Source organism: Streptomyces sp. ISL-11 (genome assembly GCF_018614525.1).
Lineage (GTDB): Bacteria > Actinomycetota > Actinomycetes > Streptomycetales > Streptomycetaceae > Streptomyces.
In genome coordinates this window covers 1-23,440 of record NZ_JAGGOL010000064.1, presented here as the reverse complement: position 1 = coordinate 23,440, position 23,440 = coordinate 1, and the positions used below count along the sequence as shown (strand labels likewise).

The 23,440-nt window shown below is 73.5% G+C and carries 19 protein-coding genes; 8 read left to right on the top strand and 11 right to left on the bottom strand.

Going from position 1 to position 23,440, the window contains the following annotated elements; genetic code table 11:
• The 3 genes from J7E86_RS14610 to J7E86_RS14600 form a co-directional block, all read right to left on the bottom strand.
• The coding region (locus tag J7E86_RS14610) for an RNA polymerase sigma factor (RefSeq protein ID WP_215082089.1) at positions 1 to 878 on the bottom strand (878 nt) is incomplete at its 3' end.
• A gap of 98 nt (positions 879 to 976) precedes the next feature.
• Positions 977 to 2,461: a PH domain-containing protein gene (locus J7E86_RS14605; protein WP_308312588.1), complete on the bottom strand. Its 1,485-nt coding sequence runs from the start codon at positions 2,459 to 2,461 to the stop codon at positions 977 to 979.
• The gene (locus tag J7E86_RS14600) at positions 2,458 to 2,985 is read right to left on the bottom strand and encodes a PH domain-containing protein (RefSeq protein ID WP_215082088.1); all 528 of its coding nucleotides are present in this window, start codon (positions 2,983 to 2,985) and stop codon (positions 2,458 to 2,460) included. The genes J7E86_RS14605 and J7E86_RS14600 overlap by 4 nt, the downstream gene beginning before the upstream one ends.
• An 86-nt stretch (positions 2,986 to 3,071) precedes the next feature.
• On the opposite strand from J7E86_RS14600, the gene J7E86_RS14595 reads away from it, so the two are divergent.
• Entirely contained in the window at positions 3,072 to 3,671 is a 600-nt protein-coding gene (locus J7E86_RS14595) for a TetR/AcrR family transcriptional regulator (protein WP_215082087.1), read from the top strand.
• Between the two features lie 21 nt (positions 3,672 to 3,692).
• Here J7E86_RS14595 and J7E86_RS14590 read toward each other — a convergent pair whose 3' ends face one another.
• The 5 genes from J7E86_RS14590 to J7E86_RS14570 all read right to left on the bottom strand — a co-directional run bounded on the left by J7E86_RS14590 (position 3,693) and on the right by J7E86_RS14570 (position 9,302).
• Positions 3,693 to 5,789 (bottom strand): FUSC family protein, encoded by a 2,097-nt coding sequence (locus tag J7E86_RS14590; RefSeq protein ID WP_215082086.1) that lies wholly within the window; start codon positions 5,787 to 5,789, stop codon positions 3,693 to 3,695.
• A 93-nt stretch (positions 5,790 to 5,882) separates the two neighbouring features.
• Complete coding sequence (locus J7E86_RS14585) at positions 5,883 to 6,089, bottom strand: AlpA family transcriptional regulator (RefSeq protein ID WP_215082085.1); 207 nt, start codon at positions 6,087 to 6,089, stop codon at positions 5,883 to 5,885.
• Between the two features lie 189 nt (positions 6,090 to 6,278).
• On the bottom strand, positions 6,279 to 7,280 hold the full coding sequence (locus J7E86_RS14580) for a Gfo/Idh/MocA family oxidoreductase (protein WP_215082084.1): 1,002 nt from the start codon (positions 7,278 to 7,280) through the stop codon (positions 6,279 to 6,281).
• 7 nt (positions 7,281 to 7,287) lie between these two features.
• A complete protein-coding gene (locus J7E86_RS14575) occupies positions 7,288 to 8,310 on the bottom strand; it encodes a Gfo/Idh/MocA family protein (RefSeq protein WP_215082083.1) in 1,023 nt (340 codons plus the stop codon).
• Positions 8,311 to 8,381: 71 nt separating this feature from the next.
• A complete protein-coding gene (locus tag J7E86_RS14570; protein WP_215082082.1) occupies positions 8,382 to 9,302 on the bottom strand; it encodes a sugar phosphate isomerase/epimerase in 921 nt (306 codons plus the stop codon).
• A 174-nt stretch (positions 9,303 to 9,476) separates the two neighbouring features.
• Between J7E86_RS14570 and iolC the strand changes: the two genes are divergently transcribed.
• From iolC to J7E86_RS14535, 7 genes are all read left to right on the top strand, one after another.
• Positions 9,477 to 10,511 carry a 5-dehydro-2-deoxygluconokinase gene (gene iolC / locus J7E86_RS14565; protein WP_215082081.1) on the top strand — a complete coding sequence of 345 codons (1,035 nt, stop codon included), beginning with the start codon at positions 9,477 to 9,479 and terminating at the stop codon, positions 10,509 to 10,511.
• A complete protein-coding gene (locus tag J7E86_RS14560; RefSeq protein WP_215082080.1) occupies positions 10,508 to 11,389 on the top strand; it encodes a deoxyribose-phosphate aldolase in 882 nt (293 codons plus the stop codon). The genes iolC and J7E86_RS14560 overlap by 4 nt, the downstream gene beginning before the upstream one ends.
• A 41-nt stretch (positions 11,390 to 11,430) precedes the next feature.
• On the top strand, positions 11,431 to 12,312 hold the full coding sequence (iolB, locus tag J7E86_RS14555) for a 5-deoxy-glucuronate isomerase (protein ID WP_215082079.1): 882 nt from the start codon (positions 11,431 to 11,433) through the stop codon (positions 12,310 to 12,312).
• On the top strand, positions 12,309 to 14,180 hold the full coding sequence (gene iolD, locus J7E86_RS14550) for a 3D-(3,5/4)-trihydroxycyclohexane-1,2-dione acylhydrolase (decyclizing) (protein ID WP_215082078.1): 1,872 nt from the start codon (positions 12,309 to 12,311) through the stop codon (positions 14,178 to 14,180). The genes iolB and iolD overlap by 4 nt, the downstream gene beginning before the upstream one ends.
• 19 nt (positions 14,181 to 14,199) lie before the next feature.
• Entirely contained in the window at positions 14,200 to 15,693 is a 1,494-nt protein-coding gene (mmsA, locus tag J7E86_RS14545) for a CoA-acylating methylmalonate-semialdehyde dehydrogenase (RefSeq protein WP_215082077.1), read from the top strand.
• 192 nt (positions 15,694 to 15,885) lie between these two features.
• Positions 15,886 to 16,104, top strand: a complete 219-nt coding sequence (locus J7E86_RS14540; RefSeq protein WP_215082076.1) for a heavy-metal-associated domain-containing protein — start codon at positions 15,886 to 15,888, stop codon at positions 16,102 to 16,104.
• Between the two features lie 34 nt (positions 16,105 to 16,138).
• Positions 16,139 to 18,400: a cation-translocating P-type ATPase gene (locus tag J7E86_RS14535; RefSeq protein WP_215082075.1), complete on the top strand. Its 2,262-nt coding sequence runs from the start codon at positions 16,139 to 16,141 to the stop codon at positions 18,398 to 18,400.
• A 392-nt stretch (positions 18,401 to 18,792) separates the two neighbouring features.
• On the opposite strand, the gene J7E86_RS14530 is transcribed toward J7E86_RS14535, so the two are convergent.
• From J7E86_RS14530 to J7E86_RS14520, 3 genes are all read right to left on the bottom strand, one after another.
• Positions 18,793 to 20,079, bottom strand: coding sequence for a citrate synthase (locus J7E86_RS14530; protein WP_215082074.1), 1,287 nt, complete (start codon positions 20,077 to 20,079; stop codon positions 18,793 to 18,795).
• Positions 20,080 to 20,325: 246 nt separating this feature from the next.
• Positions 20,326 to 22,554 carry an ATP-dependent RecD-like DNA helicase gene (locus J7E86_RS14525; RefSeq protein WP_215082073.1) on the bottom strand — a complete coding sequence of 743 codons (2,229 nt, stop codon included), beginning with the start codon at positions 22,552 to 22,554 and terminating at the stop codon, positions 20,326 to 20,328.
• A gap of 251 nt (positions 22,555 to 22,805) precedes the next feature.
• The coding region (locus J7E86_RS14520; protein WP_215082072.1) for a sugar phosphate isomerase/epimerase at positions 22,806 to 23,440 on the bottom strand (635 nt) is incomplete at its 5' end.

Here is a 23,440-nt window from a genome sequence, read left to right as displayed (position 1 = left end):
CCCGGCGTCGCACGGTGGCCGCCGCCCCCGGTCGCCCGGTGGCCGCCGCCGGTGGATATGGAGTGGCCCGCGGCCACCGGCTCCGCGTTCAGCAGCGCCCCGCCGCCCCACCAACTGAGCAGCGCGCCCGTGACGGGCACCAGGCCGAGGCCGACGAGCAGACCCTCGGCGGGGACGAGCGCCGACCAGGCACCACCGCAGGCGGCGCAGTTGCGCGCGTGGCGGGCGATGCGCTTGCGCCACAGCGCGGAGGGGATGCCGTCCCACGGCGCGGTCAGTTCGGCCAGCTCGCGGCAGCGCGGCGCGGCGGCGAGGGCGCGTACGACCCCGCGTGCCGTATCCAGCTGTTCCTTGGTGCGCTGCACGCGGACGGCCGTGTGCTGGGGCGAGAGTTCCAGCGCGGCGGCGACCTCGGCGCGGGTCAGCTCGCCGGCTGCCTCCAGCCACCACAGCGACAGGACGGTCTGCTCGCCCTCGTCGAGCCAGCGGGTGGCCTCGGCGACCTCCTTGCGCTGGCCCTGCAGGCCGAGCCGGACGATGGTGAGGTCGACGAAGTCCGCACGGGGGTCGGGGACTTCGACGACCTCCTGCAAGCCACTGACGGGTGCCTCGGGGCGGTCCCGCCAGTGGCTGCGTATCTGGTTGGTGGTGATCGCGACGAGCCAGGACCGGAAGCGGGTGGAGTCCCGCAGTTCGTCCAGGCCGTTGATGACGCGGAGCATGCTCTCCTGTACGACGTCGTCGACGTCCGTGCTGCCGTTCAGCGCCCGTCCGACGATGTTGTAGACGAGCGGCAGATACGTGGCGACGAGCTCGTCCTGTGCCGCCGGGTCCCCGGCGCGTGCCGCCTCGACCACGGCCACGCTCTCACTCTTCACGTCCCGCCCACCTCATTCCATTCGGTCCGACACATAGGAGACGCGAGAGCGTACGCGGGATAACGGAAACTGGGGAAGAAAAATCCGGAGAAGATGTTTCAACGCGTTCCGGCGGCCCACGGATCCCGGTCGAGGAACTCCAAGACGACTCCCGGGGTCGCCGCGTCCGCGAAACCGGCGGCATCAGCCGCCGACATGTCCCGTATGCGGTATCCGTCCTCGCCCGCCGCGACGGCGGCGGTCAGGGTGACCAGTCCGGCCCGCCGGGTGAACGGCGTCTGAGTGAACGTCCACGCCTGGACGGCCCGGCGTTCGAGGACCGTGGTCTCCCGGCCGAACGTGCCGGACCTCACGACCAGGTGCCGCCCCCGCACGCCGTGCCCGAGACCGCGGTAGGCGTCGCGCGCGAGACCGTACGCGAGCGGCGCCGCCAGCAGGACGTAGCCCGCCGCGCAGTACAGGAGTACGGGCGTGAGCAGCCACCCCAGCGCCGCGAGCGTCACCGCCGGCGGCAGCACCGTCCAGGTGAGGGCGCGCACGATCCGCCGCCGGAGGGCGGCGCGCGGGTGCGGAGCCAGACCCTCGACGTCCACGGACTCACCCAGTACGCCCTCGCACACGCGCAGCGCCTCCGCGCGCGGCGCGGGCGGCAGGACGACGCTGCGCTTGCGGTTCTCCTCGCGGTTGCCGAGGCCGCCCGCGACGGCCCGTACGCTCGCGCCGCCGCCGGTGCGCAGCGGGAGCGGTTCGCGCAGGGTCACACCGCGCAGGCGGGCGCGTTCGATGGAGACGGAGCGGGTGGTGAACAGGCCGCGGCGGACGCGCAGGGTGGTGGTGTCGGTCCACTCCAGGCGGTAGTGCCACCAGTTCTCGGCGTAGAGGGCGACCGCGCCGGCCGTGCCGAGGACGGTGACGGCGAGCAGCCCGGCGGGGACGGTGATCCACAGGGCGCCTCGGCCGAACTCCTCGAAGGCGTCGCGCACGAAGCCGATCCGCCAGGGCTGCACGCCGATCCCGTCGAGCACCCGCCAGAGCGCGCCGGCGGCGACGAAGACGCCGCCGAAGACCCAGAAGGTCAGGGGCGCGTAGCGCAGCCGGCGCGGGTCGGCGGTGGCGAGCAGCGGGGTGCGGGCGTCGCCGGTGCCGGCGCGGGCGAGGAGTTCGGCCCGCAGGCGGAGCGCCTCGGGGCGGGAGAGGGCGTCCAGGGTCAGCTCGGCGCCGTGGCCGCCCGTACCGGCGCGCAGGACCGCGAGGCCCAGGAGGCGGTGGGCGGGATTGGCGGTGAGGTCGACGTTGCGTACGCGGTGCAGCGGGATGGTGCGGAGGCCGCGGGTGAACAGGCCGGTGCGCAGCTCGAAGGAGTCGGCGGTGACGCGGAAGCGGGTGCGCCGCCAGGTGACCATCCCGGCCGTGGTGAGGGCGGCGAAGACCACGCCGATGACGGCGAGGGTGATCCACGCGCGCGTGCCGGGCCGGCCGCCGGTCGCGAGCGCGGTGAGGGCGAGCGAGCCGAGCGGCGCGCCCATCCAGGTGCAGTGGACGAGGAGGGTGCGGGCGTCGAGGGTGCGCCAGGGTGTGGTCACGAGGCGTCTCCGGGCAGGACGCGGGCGGCGTCGGCGATGCGCTCGGCCAGGAGCCGGGCGTCGGCGTCGGCGAGGCCGGATATCTTCACGTCGCCGGCCGTGGACGCGGTGGTGACGGTGACCGTGGCCAGGCCGAACGCCTGCTGGAGGGGGCCGCGGGTGGTGTCGACGGTCTGGACGCGCGAGAGCGGGGCGATGCGGCGCTTCTGCCAGTACCAGCCGCCGGCGGCGTAGACCGCGCCCTCCCCCAGCTCCCAGGCGTGTACGCGCTGCCGCAGGCGGGGCATGGCCAGCAGGTAGCCGAGGGCGGGCAGGACGAGGGTGACGAGCAGCAGGGGTGCGAGCCAGGGCAGGGCGCCCGGGAAGAGGAGCGCGGACAGCACGAGCAGCGTGCCGGCGGTGAGCAAGGCCGGCCCGCTGACGGTGACCAGGGCCTGGACGGTCCACCAGCGGCGGGCGCGCGGGTCGACGGCGTTGCGCGGCGGCCGGAGCGCGACCTGCGGGTGGTGCCGGTGTGCGGTCATCGATGCCCCCGATTTCTTTTCAAGTCAGCTGTACTGGCAAGCGCTAAGCTATAGCAATACAACCGACTTACGAAAGTGGAGGCGGCGTGCCCAAGCGCGTGGACCATGAGGAGCGCCGCCGGCGGATCGCGGAGGCGCTGTGGCGGATCGCCTGCGCCCGGGGGCTCGACGGCGCGAGCCTGCGCGACGTGGCGGCCGAGGCGGGGATCTCGCTCGGGCAGCTCCAGCACTACTTCTCCAGCAAGGACGAGATGCTCGTCTTCGCGCTCGGCCACATCAGCGACCTCGCCGCGCGCCGCGTCGGCGAGCGCCTGAGCACGCTGCCGGGGACACCCGCGCCGCGCGACGTCCTGCGGGAGTCGGTCCGGGAGATGCTCCCCCTGGACGAGAAGAGCCGCACCGGCCACCTCGTCCAGATCGCCTACTTCGTCCGGGCCGTCCACGACGAGCGGCTGCGCGGCCACGCCAAGGAGGGCGTTCCCGCGCTCCGGGAGTTCTTCGCCGGGCAGGTGCGGTCGGGCATCGACCGCGGCGAGATCGCCCCGGACCGCAACCCGGACACCGAGGCCGCGCTCCTCATCGCCCTGATCGACGGACTCGGCAGCTACGCCCTGCTGGAGGTCTGGCCGGCCGAGGAGGCGCTGCGCATGCTCGACGCCCACCTGGAGCGGCTGTTCACGCCCTGAGCGGGACCCGCCACGAGCCCGTCACGGCCTGCGCGCCGCCCGGTTGCGGCCGCCTGGGCCGGGCGAGAGCGCCGTCGCCAGTTCCTCCAGCGCGTCCATCAGCAGTTCGCTCCCCCGGATCGCGAGCCCGGTGTCGCCCTCCTGCTCGCGCCAGGCGTCGAGTGCGGCGCGCGGACCGCTCCAGTCGAGCTCGCGTCGGTGCCGAACGGCCTCGGCGGCGTCCGGCAGCGCCGCCTCCAGCGCGTCGGCGAACGCCCCGGCACCCTTGCACGGTTCGGCCTCCCGGTCCGGCAGGTGGGCCTCCAGCAGCATCGTCGCCCGGCCCATGGTCGCGAGCGCCGCCTCCGCCGCGCGTTCCGCGGTGCGGGAGATGCCGCGGTGCCGTACGGGCTCGGTCAGCGCGCGGGCCGCGGCCTCGTCCCAGGCGGCGCGCGCCGCCCGCGAGTCCAGGAGGGCCTCGCGCACGCGCCGCGGCTTGCGCTCGGCGGGCTCGGCGAACGCGCGGAGCACGGCGAGGGCGTAGCGGCCGTTGGAGGTGAGCCAGTCGGCGAGCCGGTCGCGCAGCCTGGGCGTCTCCCAGGTGGGGAAGAGCGCGTAGGCGGCCATCGCGAGCAGCCCGCCCAGCAGGGTGAGCGCCACGCGCGCCTGCACGGTCTGCGACCAGCCCTCGCCCGCGATGCCCAGCAGGAAGACGACGTAGGCGGCGATGCAGGCCGAGGCGACGCTGTAGCCCGTGCCCATCAGCAGGTACATCAGCCCGATGCACAGCACCGCCAGCCCCGCGCACACCCAGGTGCCGGGGTGCGCCGCCGCCATCAGCGCGCCGGCGATCAGCACGCCGACCAGCGTCCCGGCGAAGCGGCCCACGCCGCGCGAGTACGTCTGGCCGAAGTCGGGCCGCATCACCATCACGGAGGTCAGCGGCGCCCAGTAGCCGTGGCCGAGCGGCAGCGCGCTGCCCAGGGCGTAGCCGATCAGCGCCACGACGGCCACCCGCACCGCGTGCCGTCCGATCGCCGAGGACCAGCGCGCCTCGCGGCGCACCGCGCGCAGGCCCACGGGGACCAGGCGGGGCACCGAGGGGCGCAGCAGGTGCCGGCGTTCGCGGCCTTCCTGCGGGCCCGTCGTGCGGACCGGTTCGTCGGTGGCGTCGACCGCGTCGCCCAGCAGGGCGATGAGCCGCAGCGCGGAGCGGCGCGCGGCACCGGAGAGGACGGGCCCGGACTCGGGCACCTCCAGGGCGGCCACCGCCTCCGGGGCGAGCCGCACCGGCCGGCCCCAGCGGATGGCCCGCGCCACGGAGTCCAGTACGGACGCGGCGGCGGCCAGCAGGTCGCGCGCCCGGTCGCGCTCGGGGCCCTCGGCCGGGGCGCCCAGGACGGGGTCGGCGAGGGAGGCGAGCACCGGGCGGATCCGCTCGGCGATGCCGCGCGGGCCGCCGAGCTGGCGCGGGCGGCTGCGGGCCTGGCGCGGGGTCAGCTCGGCGGCCTCGCGGGCGTCCATCAGCGGCTGCGGGTCGAAGCGGGCCATCGGGTCGTGACGGAGCCGGCGCGCGTAGTCGGCCTCGGCGGCCAGGGCGTCGGCGAGCGCGTCGCGCTGGGCGCCCCAGGGGCGGATGGGCAGCAGGACGATGAGCGTGGCCTGCACCAGCCCGCCGAAGGCGATCAGCCCGGCGTGGTGCAGGGCCCCTTCGACGGAGGTCGGCAGGGTGACCGTGACGAGCATGACGGCGACGGTCTGGGTGGCGATGACGCCCGAGACGGGGCCGACCGCCCAGGCCATGCCCGCCAGCATCGTCCAGACGCCCAGCAGTACGGCGAAGACCACGTGGTCGGCAGCGGCGACGTAGCCGAGGAACGTGCTGACGGCCAGGCCCACCGCCACCGCCAGCGCCAGCACCGGCCGGGGGCGCCAGGTCCGCTGGAAGGTCACCAGCCCCGACGCGAACGCGCCGAACGCGGACGAGACCGCCAGCTTGGGCGTGCCCAGCCACAGCATCAGTCCGATGACGATCGCGACCCCGCAGGTGCCGCGCAGTGCGACGAGCGGTGTCAGCGTGGTCCGTTCGACCGTCAGCCCGGTCCTCACGGACTTTCGCAACGCGCTGGACCAGGTCATACCCAGAGCTTACGATCTCCGCCCCAGCGAACCGGAATACGCACCTCCGGCGGTCTGGGGAGGTCCCCGCCGGCGGGGACCTCCCCGGGCCGGTCAGTTCCTGTCGCCCCGCCGGGCGCGGTTGCCGGGGCGCCGGGCGACCCAGTCACGCACGGTGTCCGCGAACCAGTAGGGCTTGCCGCCCTCGGTGAGGTCGGGCGCCGGCAGCAGCCCGTGCTTGCGGTAGGTCCGGACGGTGTCGGTCTGTACACCGAGGTGTGCCGCGATCTCCTTGTACGACCAGAGTCGACGATCGGTCATCTCTCGCGCCTCTCCGCCGCGCCGGGGCGACGGAGGGGGGTCCGTCGGGGGAGCCTGGCGCGGCCGTCTCGATCACTCAGCCTGTGCCCGGAGAACGACGGAGAGTGACAGGGCAGGCGGGGCTGTCGGCCTTCTGTTGCGTGAGGGATACGCATGCGTGACGCCCGTGACAAAGAGGTGACGGAGAGCTCAGCCGGCCTCCGCCAGGCGCACCGGGCGGCCCTCCCGGCGCGAGACCTCGCACGCCTCCGCGACATACAGCGCGCGCAGCCCCTCGGCGCCCGGGCAGAGGTTCTCGCCCTCCCCGCGCGCGGCGCGCACGAAGGCCGCGAGCTCCGCGCGGTAGGCGCCGTCGAACCGTTCCAGGAAGCCCCTCCACGGCCGCGTCGGCGCCGCCGGGCCACCGGGCTCGGCGGAGGTCACGGGCGTACGGCCGGCCAGCCCGACGGCCCACTGGTCGCGCTCGCCGGAGAGCTCGGTGCGGACGTCGTAACCGGCGCCGTTGCAGCGGGTGGCGGTGGCCGTGACGAGCGTGCCGTCGTCCAGGGTGAGGAGGGCGGTGGCGGTGTCCACGTCACCCGCCTCCCGGAAGAACGCCGCGCCCGCGTCGGAACCCCGCGCGTACACCTCGGTCACCTCACGCCCTGTCAGCCACCGGACGATGTCGAAGTCGTGGACCATGCAGTCGCGGATCAGCCCTCCCGACCCCGGCAGGAACTCCGGCGGCGGCGGCTCGGCGTCGGAGGTGACGCACCGGATGGTGTGCACCCGCCCCAGCGCGCCGGAGCGCAGCGCCTCGCGGGCCGCCCGGTAGCCGGCGTCGAAGCGCCGCTGGAAGCCGACCTGGAGCATCGTGCCCGCCGCCTCGACCTCGCGCAGCGCGGTGACGGTGCCCGGGATGTCGAGCGCGACGGGCTTCTCGCAGAAGGCGGGCAGCCCGGCGCGCGCGGCGCGGACGATCAGCCGGGCGTGGACGGCGGTCGCGGTGGCGATGACCACGGCGTCGACGCCCGCCCTGGTGAAGACGTCGCCCACCGAGGCGACGGCACGGGCGCCGACGGCGGCCGCCAGCGCCGAGGCGCGGGCGGGGTCGGCGTCGGCGACCACCAGTTCGCCGACGCCTTCCGTACGGGCCAGGGCCGCGGCGTGGAAGGAGCCGATGCGCCCGGCTCCGAGCAGGCCGATCCTCATCCGGCCCTCAGCCGCCGTACAGCGCGGGCCGCTCGGCCGGCTCCACCGTGACGCGTCCGCCCGTGGCCTGGGCGCGTACCGCCGCCTCGCACACGACCGCCGCGGCGTAGCCGTCCCAGACGCCCGGCCCCTCGGTCGCGCCGCGCCGGGTGGCGTCCACCCAGCCCTGCACCTGGCGGTCGTAGGCGTCCGCGAAGCGCGCCAGGAAGTCCTGCGGGATCTCGCCGCCCCACCGCCCGGCGGCGTTGACGTACAGCCCGTGCGCGTCGCCGAGCCGTGCCGTGCCCCGTTCGGCGACGGCCTCGCACCGCACCTGGTAGCCGAAGCCGCAGTTGACGAAGATCTCGACGTCGGCGACGGCGCCGCCGGCGGTCTCCAGCAGGACGAGCTGAGGGTCGCTCAGGCCCTCGGGCGCCGACCCGGACGGGGTGGGCTTGAGGACGGTGACCGCGGTGATCTCCTGGTCCAGGAGCCAGCGGGTGGCGTCGATCTCGTGCACCACCGAGTCGTTGATCATCATCTGCTCGGTGAAGCCGGGCGGGGTACCGGCGTTGCGGTGCCGGCAGTGCAGCATCAGCGGCCGCCCGATGCTGCCGCCGTCCAGCAGCGCTTTCAGCCGCAGGTACTCCGTGTCGTAGCGGCGCATGAACCCCACCTGGACGCGCCGCCGGCCGAGCCGCAGTTCGGCCTCCATGACGCGCCGCGCCGCCGCGGCGTCCGGTGTGAGCGGCTTCTCGCACAGCACCGGCAGGTCGCGCGCCAGCGCCTCCAGCAGCGCGGACTCGTGGGCCGGTCCGGGCGAGGCGATGAGGACGGCGTCCACGGCGGGGTCGGCCATGGCGGCCGCCGCGTCGGTGTGGGCCGCGCAGCCCTCGACGCTCTTGGCGGTCCGCTCGGCGCGGTCGATGTCGATGTCGACGACGGCCGCCACCCGTGCCCCGCTGATGACCTCGTCGATCCGCCGGACGTGGTCGGAGCCCATCCTTCCGGTGCCGATGACGGCGACACCCAGCGTGCTGTGCTGCGTCATGGTGCGTGTCTCCCGTGGGTACGAGCGCGAGCGAGGTGGGTACGCGCGCGCGGGCGTGCGTGGAGCGTCGTTCAGAGGCCGCAGCCGCGCAGGAACCTCCGGGTGCGCCGGGCGATGGGCAGCGGGCGGTCCGGCGGGCAGGGGTACATGTCCTGCTCCACGATGGCGAACAGGTCGGCGTCCAGCTTGGCGGCGGCCGCGAGCACCGGCTCCAGCGCCGGTACGCCGCGCGGCGGTTCGCACATCACGCCCTGGCGCACGGCGGGGCCGAACGGCGTGCCCCGGGCGAGGACGTCGGCGAGGACCTCCGGGTCGACCTGCTTGAGGTGGAGGTAGCCGATCCGCTCGCCGTAGGTCTCGATGAGCCGGACGCTGTCGCCGCCGCAGTAGGCGTAGTGCCCGGTGTCCAGGCAGAGGTCGACCAGCGCGGGGTCGGTGGCGTCGAGGAAGCGCTCGACGTGGGCCTCGCTGTCGATGTGGGTGTCGGCGTGCGGGTGGACGGCGATGCCGAGGCCGTAGGTGTCGCGGACCTCGCGGGCCAGCCGCTCCATCCCCGTGGCGAGCGCCCGCCACTGATCGGCCGTCAGCTCGGGGTCCTCGATCCGCTCGGCGGTCCTGTCGTCGCGCCAGAAGGACGGGATGACGACGAGGTGGCGCGCGCCCGTGTCCCGGGTCAGCTCCGCGACCCGGGAGACGTGCTCCCACGTCGCGTCCCACACCGCCGGGCCGCGGTGCAGGGCGGTGAAGACCGTGCCGGCGGAGACCTTGAGCCCGCGCCGCCCGGTCTCCTCGCGCAGCCGGGCGGCGTCGGTGGGGAGATAGCCGTACGGGCCGAGCTCGATCCACTCGTAGCCCGCGTCGGCGACCTCGTCGAGGAAGCGCTGCCAGGGCACCTGGGCCGGGTCGTCGGCGAACCAGACGCCCCAGGAGTCCGGCGCGGAGCCGACGCGGATGCGGGACGCGGGAGAGGGGCGCGGAGGGCTGACGGGCATCTGGTGGCTCTCCTCGGGCGAGGGGCGGGTTGTCCGTAGCTTCCCCGCGGGGTGGAGGGGTGTCAAGACTTCGTCCGGACATACGGACGTAACGTCAAGTCCCTTCCGAGGGTACGTCTATATGTAAGGACAATTCCTTGACACGGTCGTACGGGCCCGGCTAGACCTGACCCCATGAGCGAGACGGGACCGTACGACCTGATCACGATGGGCCGGGTCGGGGTGGACCTCTACCCCCTCCGGACCGGGGTACCGCTCGCGCGGGTCGAGACCTTCGGAAGGTTCCTGGGCGGCTCGGCGGCCAATGTCGCGGTCGCGGCGGCCCGGCTCGGCCGGCGCACGGCGCTGATCAGCCGCACCGGCGCCGATCCCTTCGGCACGTACGTCCGGGAGGCCCTGCGCGACTTCGGCGTGGACGGCCGGTGGGTGACGCCCGTCGCCACGGACCCCACGCCCGTCACCTTCTGCGAGATCTTCCCGCCGGACGACTTCCCGATCTACTTCTACCGCCGGCCCAAGGCGCCCGACCTCCAGATCCGCACCGCCGAACTGGACCTGGACGCCGTCCGCACCGCCCGGATCTTCTGGATGACGGGGACCGGCCTGTGCGAGGAGCCCAGCCGGGCGGCGACGTCGGCCGCGCTCGCGGCCCGCGCCAAGCGCGGCACGACCGTCTTCGACCTCGACTGGCGGCCGCTGTTCTGGGGCGGCGAGGGCGGTGCCTCGGACGCCGGCGGCGAGGGCGGCGCCGCCGCGATGGCGGCTGCCCGGCCGTACTACGCGGCGGCCCTCGCCCATGCCACGGTCGCCGTCGGCAACGCCGACGAGTGCGAGGTCGCCACGGGTGAGCGCGACCCGCAGGCCGCCGCCTGGGCGCTGCTCGACGCCGGGGTCGAACTGGCCGTCGTCAAGCGCGGCCCCAAGGGCGTCCTGGCCGTCCATCGCGACGGCACAACGGCCGAGGTGCCGCCGGTGGACGTCGAGGTGGTCAACGGACTGGGCGCGGGCGACGCGTTCGGCGGCGCGCTCTGCCACGGCCTGCTCGCCGGGTGGGACCTGGAACGAACCCTCCGTTACGCCAACGCCGCCGGGGCCCTCGTCGCCTCCCGGATCGCCTGCTCCTCGGCGATGCCGACCCCGCGGGAGGTCGAGGAACTCCTGAAGGGGAAACCGGCCGGGGACGTCCGGCAGGAGGAGCCGCGCCCGTGACCCTCTCCGTCGCCGACCTCGCGCGGACACGGGCCCGGCACCCCGAAGCCGTCGCGGAGGCCGCCGCGCGGCGGGCCCGCCGGCCGCTCCTGGGGGCCGGGCGGCTGATGATCATCGCCGCCGACCACCCCGCGCGCGGCGCCCTCTCGGCCGGCGACCGCCCCCTCGCCATGGCCGACCGCGCCGGCCTGCTGGAGCGGTTGTGCCTGGCCCTCTCCCGGCCCGGCGTCGACGGGGTCCTCGGCTCCGCCGACATCCTCGACGACCTGCTGCTGCTCGGCGCCCTGGAGCACAAGGTCGTCATCGGGTCCATGAACCGCGGCGGACTGGCCGGCGCCGCCTTCGAGATGGACGACCGCTTCACCGGCCACCGCCCCCGGGACCTGGCCCGGCTGGGCTTCGACGCCGGCAAGCTCCTGCTGCGCATCGACTACGACGACCCCGGCTCGCTCACCACGCTGCACTCCGCCGCCCGCGCCGTCGACGAGATGGCCGCCCGCCGGCTGCCCGTCTTCATCGAGCCGTTCCGCTCCCGGCGGGTGGCCGGCCGTGTCCTCAACGACCTGAGCGCCGAGGGCGTCACCACCGCCATCGCCGTCGCCTCCGGCCTCGCCGGCACCTCCGCCTACACCTGGCTGAAGGTCCCGGTCACCGAGCACCCCGACGACATGGCCCGGGTGCTGGCGACCTCCACGCTCCCGGCGGTGCTGCTGGGCGGCGACGTCGCCGGCGCCGCGGGCCAGGAGGCGGCGTACGAGAAGTGGCGCGCGGCGCTGCGCCTGCCCACCGTGCAGGGGCTGGTCGTCGGCCGCTCCCTGCTCTATCCGGCCGACGGGGACGTGGCGGGCGCCGTCGACACGGCCGTAGGACTGCTGTGACGCTGGTGTCCTCCACGGCGTCAGGAGAGATGAGAGACCGCATGACTTCCCCCGCTCACCACCTCCCGGCCGGCAGCGCCGCCGACGGCGGCCCGTACAGCCTGGACATCGGCCCCGAACAGGCCGGCTGGCACTACTCCTCGCTGCGCGTGCTGACCCTCGCGCCCGGCTCCACGCACACCTTCACCGCCGGCGACAGCGAGTGGATCGTGCTGCCGCTGTCCGGCGGCTGCACGGTCACCACGGACGGCAAGCCCTTCGAACTGCACGGCCGCGCCAGTGTGTTCGAGGGCGTCAGCGACTTCGCGTACGTACCGCGCGACGCCCAGGTCACGATCGGCACGCGGACGGGCGGCCGGTTCGCGCTCACCGGCGCGCGCTGCGAGCGCCGCCTGCCCGCCCGCTACGGGCCCGCCCCGGGCGTCCCCGTGGAGCTGCGCGGCGCGGGCACCTGCTCGCGCCAGGTCAACAACTTCGCGGCGGCGGGCGTCTTCACCTGCGACCGGCTCATCGCCGTCGAGGTCATCACACCCGGCGGCAACTGGTCCTCCTACCCGCCGCACAAGCACGACGAGGAGGTCGCGGGCGAGGAGTCACGGCTGGAGGAGATCTACTACTTCGAGATCGCCGGCGCGGCCGGACTCGGCTACCAGCGGGTCTCGCCCTCTCGGCGCGGCGGCACCGACGTCCTCGCGGAGGTGCGCACCGGAGACGCCGTGCTGATCCCCGACGGCTGGCACGGCCCGTCCATCGCCGCCCCGGGCCACGACATGTACTACCTCAACGTGATGGCCGGGCCCGGCTCCGAGCGGGAGTGGCTCATCCGCGACCACCCCGATCACGCCTGGATCCGCACCACCTGGCCCCGGCAGCCCGTCGACCCCCGGCTGCCGCTGCGTCCCGAGGGAGAACAAGGACGATGACCCGCCGTCTCACCGTCGCGCAGGCCCTGGTGGAGTTCCTGGCCCACCAGTACACCGAGCGCGACGGCCGCCGCAGGCGCCTGATCGCCGCCTGCTGGGGCATCTTCGGCCACGGCAACGTGGCGGGCGTCGGCCAGGCGCTGCTGGAGTCCGAAGGCGCCCTGCCCTACCTCCAGGGCCGCAACGAACAGGCCATGGTGCACGCCGCCGTCGGCTACGCACGCCAGAGCGACCGGCTCGCCGCGCACGCCGTCACCACCTCCATCGGCCCCGGCGCGACCAACCTCGTCACCGGCGCGGCGCTCGCCACCGTCAACCGGATCCCGGTGCTGCTGCTGCCCGGCGACACCTTCGCCACCCGCCCCGCCGACCCCGTGCTCCAGCAGCTCGAACACCCCGGCGCCGGTGACATCTCCGTCAACGACTGCCTGCGCCCGGTCTCGCGGTACTTCGACCGGATCGTCCGGCCCGAGGCACTGATCCCCGCCGCCCTCCAGGCCATGCGGGTCCTCGCCGACCCCGCCGAGACCGGCGCCGTCACGCTCGCCCTGCCGCAGGACGTCCAGGCCGAGGCGTACGACTGGCCCGAGGAGTTCCTCGCCGACCGCGTCTGGCACGTGCGCCGGCCCGCGCCCGCGCCCGACGCGCTCGCCGAGGCGGCCGCGGCGCTGCGGGCCGCCCGGCGCCCGCTGATCGTCGCCGGCGGCGGCGTGGTCCACAGCGGCGCGGAGGACGCGCTACGGGCGCTGGTGGACGCCACCGGCATTCCCGTCGCCTCCACCCAGGCCGGCAAGGGCGCCCTGCACCACGCCCACCCGGCGGACGTCGGCGGCATCGGCCACACCGGCACCGCCGTCGCCGACGCGCTCGCCCGCGACGCCGACCTCGTCCTCGGCATCGGCACCCGCTACAGCGACTTCACCACCGCCTCCGCGACCCTCTTCGCCGCCCCGGACGTCCGCTTCGTCAACCTCAACATCTCCTCCGCCGACGCCCACAAGATGGCCGGCCTCGCGGTCGTCGCCGACGCCCGCGCCGGCCTGGAGGCCCTGGCCGGCGCGGTGGCGGGCCACCGGGTCCCGGACGCCTACGCCCGCGCGTACACCGCCGGGAAGGCCGAGTGGGAGGCGGCCGTCCGGCTCGCGTACTCCTGGCAGGACGAGGGGGCCCGGCCCACCCAGGCGCAGGTGCTCGGCGCGCTCGACTCCGTCGTCGGCGACGAGGACGTGATCATCAACGCGGCCGGTTCGCTCCCCGGCGACCTGCACAAGCTCTGGCGGGCCCGCTCCCGGCGCCAGTACCACCTCGAATACGGCTACTCCTGCATGGGCTACGAGATCCCCGCCGCGATCGGGGTGCGCCTCGCCGCGCCCGAGCGCCCGGTGTGGGCGCTCGTCGGCGACGGCACGTATCTGATGATGCCGACCGAGCTGGTCACGGCCGTGCAGGAGGGCATCGCCATCAAGGTGGTCCTGATCCAGAACCACGGCTACGCCTCCATCGGCGGCCTCTCCGAGGGCGTCGGCGCCGAACGCTTCGGCACCGCCTACCGTTTCCGGGCCGCCGACGGCACGTACACCGGCGGGCCGCTGCCCGTGGATCTCGCCGCCAACGCCGCCTCCCTGGGCATGGACGTGCTCAGTCCACGCACCGTCGGCGAGCTGCGGGACGCGCTGGCCGAGGCGCGCGCCTCCGACCGCCCCACATGTGTCCATGTGGAGACCGAAACAGCCGACACAGTGCCGGGCGCGCCCCCCGCACAGGCGTGGTGGGATGTGCCTGTCGCCCAGGCCGCGACCCGCCCGGCGGCCCGCAGGGCCCGGGAGGAGTACGAACGGCAGGTGTCCGCCCGCCGCCGGTACCTTTGAACGTGAGAGAGGCCGCAGAATGAGGACCGTCAACCACTGGATCGACGGCAAGGCCGTCGAGGGCACCTCCGGCACGTTCGGGCCGGTGACCGACCCGGCCACCGGCGCGCGGACCACCCGTGTCGCGTTCGCCTCGGCCGATGAGGTCGACGCCGCCGTCGCCGCGGCGAAGGCCGCGTACGCCACGTGGGGCCCGTCCTCGCTGGCGGCCCGCACGGCCGTGCTCTTCCGCTACCGCGCCCTGCTCGACGCCCACCGCGACGACATCGCCCGGCTGATCACCGCCGAGCACGGCAAGGTGCACTCCGACGCGCTGGGCGAGGTCGCGCGCGGCCTGGAGATCGTCGAGCTCGCCTGCGGGATCACCGCACAGCTCAAGGGCGAGCTGTCCACGCAGGTCTCCGGCGGCGTGGACGTCGCCGCGATCCGGCAGCCGCTCGGCGTCGTCGCGGGCATCACGCCCTTCAACTTCCCGGCGATGGTGCCGATGTGGATGTTCCCGCTCGCCATCGCCTGCGGCAACACCTTTGTCCTCAAGCCGAGCGAGAAGGACCCCTCGGCGGCGATCCTGCTGGCCGAGCTGGCGGCCGAGGCCGGCCTGCCGGACGGCGTGCTCAACGTCGTCCACGGCGACAAGGTCGCGGTCGACCGGCTGCTGGAGCACCCGGACGTCGCGGCGGTCTCCTTCGTCGGCTCTACGCCCATCGCGCGCCACATCTTCACCACCGGCACCGCCAACGGCAAGCGGGTGCAGGCCCTGGGCGGCGCCAAGAACCACATGCTGGTCCTGCCCGACGCCGACCTCGACGCGGCGGCGGACGCGGCCGTCTCGGCGGCGTACGGCTCGGCCGGCGAGCGCTGCATGGCCGTCTCGGCGGTCGTCGCGGTCGGCGACACGGGCGACGAGCTGGTCGCGAAGATCCGCGACCGCGCCGAGAAGATCAAGATCGGCCCGGGGGACGACCCGACGTCCGAGATGGGCCCGCTGATCACCGCCGCCCACCGCGACAAGGTCGCCTCCTACGTGGCGGGCGCCGCCGCCCAGGGCGCGGAGGTCGTCCTCGACGGCACGGGCTTCACCGTCGAGGGTTACGAGAACGGCCACTGGATCGGCCTGTCCCTGCTGGACAAGGTCCCCACCGACGCGGACGCCTACCGCGACGAGATCTTCGGCCCCGTGCTGTGCGTCCTGCGCGCCGACACGTACGAGGAGGGCCTCGCCCTGATCAACGGCTCGCCCTGGGGCAACGGCACCGCCATCTTCACCCGCGACGGCGGCGCGGCCCGCCGCTTCCAACTGGAGGTCGAGGCGGGCATGGTGGGCGTCAACGTCCCCATCCCGGTCCCCGTCGGCTACCACTCCTTCGGCGGCTGGAAGGACTCCCTCTTCGGCGACCACCACATCTACGGCAACGACGGCGTCCACTTCTACACCCGCGGCAAGGTCGTCACCACGCGCTGGCCCGACCCGGCGGACAGCACGGTGGACCTCGGGTTCCCGAGCCACCGCTGACAGGGGCGGGATGGTGTGACGCACAGGTGCGGGAGCGGCCTCGGCTCCCGCACCCCCGCGCCTGTACGCCCCCGGCCTGGCCGTCCACCTCCTGGGTGTGCGCGTCACCGGCCCCTCACCCGGGAATACCCCCAGGGGGTAAGGTGTTGACATGGGCGCAGGGCGCCAACAGTCCTACCGAGGAGTACACCCATGAGCACCTCCACCACCGTCTACAAGGTGACCGGCATGACCTGCGGCCACTGCGAGTCCGCGGTCACCAGCGAGCTGTCGGCCCTCGACGGTGTCAGCTCCGTCAAGGCCGTCGCCTCGACCGGCGAGGTCACCGTGACCGCCACCGCGCCGCTGGACGACGAGGCCGTCCGCGCCGCCGTGGACGAGGCGGGCTACGAGCTCACCGGCCGCGCCTGACATCCCCCAGCCCCCTCTCCGCCGGGAAACAGCAATGAACAGCACGGCTCCCACCCGGACGGCGCCGGCCCCCACCGAGGTCGAACTGACCATCGGCGGGATGACCTGCGCCTCGTGCGCCGCCCGCGTCGAGAAGAAGCTCAACCGGATGGACGGCGTCTCGGCGACCGTCAACTTCGCCACCGAGAAGGCCCGTGTCGCCTTCGGCGAAGGGGTGGCGGTCGCCGACCTCATCGCCACCGTGGAGAGAACGGGATACACCGCCGAGCCCCCACCGGCCGCCGTCGCGCCCGCACCGGAACCCGAGGACACCGAGGCGGCCGGGCTGCTGCAGCGGCTGACGGTGTCGCTGGTGCTGTCCGTGCCGGTGGTGCTGATGTCGATGGTCCCGGCGTTCCAGTTCGACAACTGGCAGTGGCTGTCGCTGACGCTGGCGGCCCCCGTCGTCGTCTGGGGAGCCTTCCCCTTCCACCGGGCGGCGTGGACCAATCTGCGGCACGGCGCCGCCACGATGGACACGCTGGTGTCGGTCGGCACCCTCGCGGCGCTCGGCTGGTCGCTGTGGGCGCTGTTCGGGGGCACGGCCGGCATGCCGCACATGCGGCACGCCTTCTCGCTCACCGTCTCGCGTACGGACGGTTCGTCGGCCATCTATCTGGAGGCCGCGGCCGGGGTGACGACGTTCATCCTCGCCGGGCGTTGGCTGGAGGCGCGGTCCAAGCGGAAGGCGGGCGCCGCGCTGCGGGCGCTGATGGAGCTGGGCGCCAAGGAGGTGACGGTGCTGCGCGGCGGCCGGGAGGAGCGCGTGGCGGTCTCCCGGCTGGTGGTCGGTGACCACTTCGTCGTACGGCCCGGCGAGAAGATCGCCACGGACGGCCGGATCGTCGGCGGCTCCTCCGCCGTGGACGCCTCGATGCTGACCGGCGAGTCCGTGCCGGTGGACGTCGCCGTCGGCGACACCGTGGCCGGCGCGACCGTGAACGTCTCCGGGCGCCTGGTGGTCGAGGCCACCCGCGTCGGCCCGGACACCCGGCTGGCCCGGATGGCGAAGCTCGTCGAGGACGCCCAGAGCGGCAAGGCGGACGTGCAGCGCCTCGCCGACCGGATCTCCGGGGTCTTCGTGCCCGTGGTGATCCTGATCGCCCTCGGCACCCTGGCGGGCTGGCTGCTGGCCACGGGCGACGCGACGGCCGCGTTCACCGCCTCCGTGGCCGTACTGATCATCGCCTGCCCGTGTGCCCTGGGCCTCGCCACGCCGACGGCCCTGATGGTCGGTACGGGCCGGGGCGCGCAGCTCGGCATCCTGATCAAGGGGCCGGAGGTGCTGGAGTCCACGCGGCGGGTGGACACCGTCGTCCTGGACAAGACCGGGACGGTGACGACCGGCCGGATGGGGCTGCGGGACGTGGTCGCCGCGCCCGGCGTGAGCGAGCGGGAGCTGCTGCGGCTCGCCGGAGCGCTGGAGCACGCCTCCGAGCACCCGGTGGCACGTGCCGTCGCGGCCGGTGCCGCCGAGCGGGCCGGTGAACTGCCGGCCGCCGAGCACTTCGAGAACGTGGCCGGCCTCGGCGTCCGGGGCCGGGTGGAGGGTCACGAGGTGCTGGTGGGGCGCGAGGCGCTGCTCTCGGATGCGGGCGTCGGGCTGCCGGCCGTCCTGACGGAGGCCCTGGCGACGGCACGGTCCGAGGGCCGCACGGCGGTGGCCGTGGCCTGGGACGAGGAGGCACGGGGTGTCATCTCGGTCGCGGACACCGTCAAGGGGACCAGCGCGCGTGCCGTGGCGGAGCTGCGGGCGCTGGGGCTGCGGCCGGTGCTGCTGACGGGCGACAACCGCGCGGTGGCCGAGTCGGTGGCCCGCGAGGTGGGCATCGACGAGGTCGTCGCCGAGGTGCTGCCGCAGGACAAGGTGGCGGTCGTGGAGCGGCTGCGGGCCGAGGGCCGTACGGTCGCGATGGTCGGCGACGGCGTCAATGACGCGGCGGCCCTGGCCACGGCGGATCTGGGGCTGGCCATGGGGACCGGCACGGACGCGGCCATCGAGGCGGGCGACCTCACCCTCGTGAGCGGCGACCTGCGGGTGGCGGTGGACGCGATCCGGCTGGCGCGCCGGACGCTCACGGTCATCAAGGGCAATCTCTTCTGGGCCTTCGGCTACAACGTGGCCGCCCTGCCGCTGGCGGCGGCGGGCCTGCTCAATCCGATGATCGCGGGCGCGGCGATGGCGTTCTCGTCCGTGTTCGTCGTGACCAACAGCCTGCGGCTGCGCTCGTTCACGCCCTCACCACCGGTCGCGTAACCCCTAAAAGAGACACAACACCCACACGTCCGGAGCCTTGCCCTCCTACGTCCCCTTATGGCAAGAGACCTAGATCACAGGCATCCGAACGTAACCATTACCGGGGGTCGGGGGTCTAACCAGGCAGTGCTGGATCGTCTTGGGGGACGGTACCGGCCACGCGTGGCCGGGGCACGTACCCGGGGAGCTTTGAGCGGCCCTCCCGTACGTACGCGTCCCGGCAGATCGCGTCGGCACCGCGCACCGCGGCTCCCGGCCGGATCCCGTGGGGGGAATCCGTACCGGGGAACGGAAAGCGCCCCGCTCCGACCCGTGGGGGGATCGGCAGCGGGGCGCTTTTCCGTGCTTCCACCGCCTCTACGCCGTAGGCGTCAGGCGGGCTGTCGCACGCCTCAGGCGCGCGCGCCCGGCATGTCGCGCTCGACGACGCCGGTGTAGATCTGGCGCGGGCGGCCGATGCGGGAACCCGGCTCCTTGATCATCTCGTGCCACTGGGCGATCCAGCCGGGGAGCCGGCCGAGCGCGAAGAGCACGGTGAACATCTCGGTCGGGAAGCCCATGGCCCGGTAGATCAGACCGGTGTAGAAGTCCACGTTGGGGTAGAGGTTGCGCGAGACGAAGTAGTCGTCGGAGAGCGCGTGCTCCTCCAGCTTGAGCGCGATGTCCAGCAGCTCGTCGGACTTGCCGAGCGCCGAGAGGACATCGTGGGCCGCCGCCTTGATGATCTTCGCCCGGGGGTCGAAGCTCTTGTAGACGCGGTGGCCGAAGCCCATCAGGCGGACGCCGTCCTCCTTGTTCTTCACCTTGCGGATGAAGGAGTCGACATCGCCGCCGTTGGCCTTGATGCCTTCCAGCATCTCCAGCACCGACTGGTTGGCGCCGCCGTGCAGCGGGCCCCACAGGGCGCTGATGCCGGCGGAGATCGAGGCGAACATGTTCGCCTGCGAGGAGCCGACCAGGCGCACGGTGGACGTCGAGCAGTTCTGCTCGTGGTCCGCGTGCAGGATCAGCAGCTTGTCGAGGGCGTTGACGACGACCGGGTCCAGGTCGTACTCCGCGGCCGGCACCGAGAAGGTCATGCGCAGGAAGTTCTCGACGTAGCCGAGGTCGTTGCGCGGGTAGACCACCGGGTGGCCGATCGACTTCTTGTAGGCGTACGCGGCGATCGTCGGGAGCTTGGCGAGCAGCCGGATCGTGGAGAGGTGGCGCTGCTGCTCGTCGAACGGGTTGTGGCTGTCCTGGTAGAACGTCGACAGCGCGCTGACCACGGACGACAGCATGGCCATCGGGTGGGCGTCACGGGGGAAGCCGTCGTAGAAACGCTTGACGTCCTCGTGCAGCAGCGTGTGCTGGGTGATCTCGCCCTTGAAGGAGGCCAGCTCGTCGACGGACGGGAGCTCGCCGTTGATCAGCAGGTACGCCGTCTCCAGGAACGTGCTGCGCTCGGCGAGCTGCTCGATCGGGTAACCCCGGTAGCGCAGGATGCCCTGCTCACCATCGAGGTAGGTGATCGCGGATTTGTAGGCGGCGGTGTTGCCGTAACCGGAGTCCAGGGTCACCAGACCGGTCTGGGCGCGGAGCTTGCCGATATCGAAGCCCTTGTCGCCGACGGTGCTGTCGACCACCGGGTAGGTGTATTCGCCGTCCCCGTACCGCAGTACTACAGAGTTGTCGCTCACGTCATCCCTCACCGACGTTGTGCCTCTTCTTCGAGGTGCCCTGACTACCCCTACCTTCCCCCATTTGGACGATGCACGTGCACTCGGGGTCGGCCATAGGGCCTAAGGACGGCACTCAGTGCCGCCCAGCCTGGCCATACTGCCCCGTTCGCCCCGGTTGGTAAACCGCGGAGAGACGAATGCCACCTCGGACCCCCTTCCTCGCCATTCGTCGCGTTTCCCCCTCAAGGACCCGCCCCGACCCCCTCAGACCGGTATGCCTCCCGTACTCCCGCGCGCGAGCCGGTGGTCCAGGGCCGTGCATCTGCGGCCTGCGGAGACGGTGCGCACGGCCTGGCCGAGGGCCTTGCGGGAGCCGACCAGCACCACGAGGCGTTTTGCCCGAGTCACCGCGGTATAGAGGAGATTGCGCTGGAGCATCATCCACGCGCCGGTGGTGACCGGGATCACCACCGCGGGGTACTCGCTGCCCTGGGAGCGGTGGATGGTCACCGCGTAGGCGTGGGCGAGCTCGTCGAGTTCGTCGAAGTCGTAGCCGACCTCCTCGTCCTCGTCGGTGCGCACGGTCAGCCGCTGTTCCACGCTGTCCAGGGCGGTGACGACGCCGACCGTGCCGTTGAAGACGCCGTTCTCGCCCTTCTCGTAGTTGTTGCGGATCTGGGTGACCTTGTCGCCGACACGGAAGACGCGGCCGCCGAAGCGCCGCTCGGGCAGGTCCGGGCGGGCGGGCGTGATCGCCTGCTGGAGCAGCCCGTTGAGGGTGCCGGCGCCGGCGGGGCCGCGGTGCATGGGGGCCAGCACCTGGATGTCGCGGCGCGGGTCGAGCCCGAACTTCGCCGGGATGCGCCGCGCCGCCACGTCGACGGTGAGGCGGCCCGCCTCCTCGGTGTCCTCCTCGGGGAAGAGGAAGAAATCCGTCATCCCTTGGGTGATGGGCGGCACCCCGGAGTTGATGCGGTGTGCATTGGTGACCACGCCGGACTGCTGGGCCTGCCGGAAGATGCGGGTGAGCCGGACGGCCGGGACGGGGCTGCCGGGGGCGAGGAGGTCGCGCAGGACCTCGCCGGCGCCGACCGACGGCAGCTGGTCCACGTCGCCGACGAGCAGCAGGTGGGCGCCGGGCGGCACGGCCTTGGCGAGCTTGTTGGCCAGCAGCAGGTCGAGCATGGACGCCTCGTCGACCACCACCAGGTCGGCGTCGAGCGGCCGGTCCTTGTCGTAGGCGGCGTCTCCGCCGGGCTTGAGTTCGAGGAGCCGGTGCACGGTGGACGCCTCGGCGCCGGTCAGCTCGGAGAGCCGCTTGGAGGCCCGGCCGGTGGGCGCGGCCAGCACGACCTTGGCCTTCTTGGCGCGGGCCAGCTCGACGACCGACCGCACGGTGAAGGACTTGCCGCAGCCGGGGCCGCCGGTGAGCACCGCGACCTTGCGGGTCAGCGCGAGCCGGACCGCCTGCTGCTGCTCGGGGGCCAGCTCCGCGCCCGTACGGTCGGCGAGCCAGGCCAGGGCCTTGTCCCACTCGACGTCGTGGAAGGCGGCGAGGCGGCCCCCGTCCGCGCGCAGCAGCCGGGTCAGCTGGGCGGCCAGGGAGAGCTCGGCGCGGTGGAAGGGGACGAGGTAGACGGCGGTGACGGGCTCGCCGCCCTCGGGGCCGGGGACGCTCTCGCGGACCACGCCCTCCTCGTCGGCGGCCAGTTCGGACAGGCAGTCGATGACGAGTCCGGTGTCGACCTGGAGGAGCTTGACGGCGTCGGCGATCAGCTTCTCCTCGGGGAGATAGCAGTGCCCCTGGTCGGTGGACTGGGAAAGGGCGTACTGCAGCCCGGCCTTGACGCGGTCGGGGCTGTCGTGCGGGATGCCGACGGCCTGGGCGATGCGGTCGGCGGTGAGGAAGCCGATGCCCCAGACGTCGGCGGCCAGCCGGTAGGGCTGGTTGCGGGTGACGGAGATGGAGGAGTCGCCGTACTTCTTGTAGATGCGCACGGCGATGGAGGTGGAGACGCCGACGCCCTGGAGGAAGACCATGACCTCCTTGATGGCCTTCTGCTCCTCCCACGCGGCGCCGATCATCTTCGTCCGCTTGGGGCCGAGGCCGGGGACCTCGATCAGGCGCTTCGGCTCCTTCTCGATGACGTCGAGGGTATCCGTGCCGAAGTGCTCGGTGATGCGGTCGGCGATGCGCGGTCCGATGCCCTTGATCAGGCCGGAGCCGAGGTAGCGGCGGATGCCCTGGATGGTGGCGGGCAGCAGTGTCGTGTAGTTCTCGACGGTGAACTGGCGGCCGAACTGCGGGTGGGAGCCCCAGCGGCCCTCCATGCGCAGCGACTCCCCCGGCTGGGCGCCGAGCAGCGAGCCGACGACGGTGAGGAGATCGCCGCCGCCGCGGCCGGTGTCGACACGGGCGACCGTGTAGCCGTTCTCCTCATTGGCGTAGGTGATCCGCTCCAGGACCCCTTCGACCACTGCCATGTTCACCATGCCCTGACGGTACCGCCGGGGTGCGACAGGCGTTCGGGCATGGGGGCACCTCCCAGCGGTAGCTGGGGGAGGATAACTCGCGTTGGAAGGGAAATCTCGGAAGGAAAATCGAGGGGCCCGGTCTCACGACCGGGCCCCTCGCGTACCCCCCAAAACCGGCTTCCTCGAAATCCCCCCGGATCCCTCCCCAGGAAGCCCGATGCCCCATACGACCCGCCATCCCGGCAAAGGGTTGCACCGTCTTCAAGGAGTTATCCTTCCGTTACCTTCGGTGGGAACGCACGCCCCTCGCTTACCGGGGGTACCTCCAGCACATACCTGCGGTAACGGTCCAGCAGCTCCGCGAGCACCTCCGCGCCGTCGCGCGCCCACAGCCCCGGATGGAAGATCTCGGTCTCGACCGGCCCGCGGTAGCCCGCCGCGTCGACCCGCTCCCGGAACCACCGCAGGTCCACGCAGCCGTCACCGGGCAGCCCCCGCCCCAGCAACGCCCCCTCGGGCAGCGGCGTGACCCAGTCGGCGAGCTGGAAGGCCGCGATCCGGCCGCCCGCACCGGCCCGTACGAGCTGCTCGGCCACGGTGTCGTCCCACCACAGGTGATAGGTGTCCACCACGACACCCACCTGCTCGGCCGGGAACCGCTCGGCCAGGTCGAGCGCCTGACGGAGCGTGGAGATCACGCAGCGGTCGGAGGCGTACATCGGGTGCAGCGGCTCGATCGCGAGCCGGACGCCGTGTCCGGCCGCGTACGGGCCCAGCACGGCCAGCGCCCGTGCCACGCGCTCGCGGGCGCCGGCCAGGTCGCGGTCGCCCGGCGGCAGGCCGCCCGCGACGAGCACGAGGGTGTCGGTGCCCAGCTCGGCCGCCTCCCGGACGGCCGCGCGGT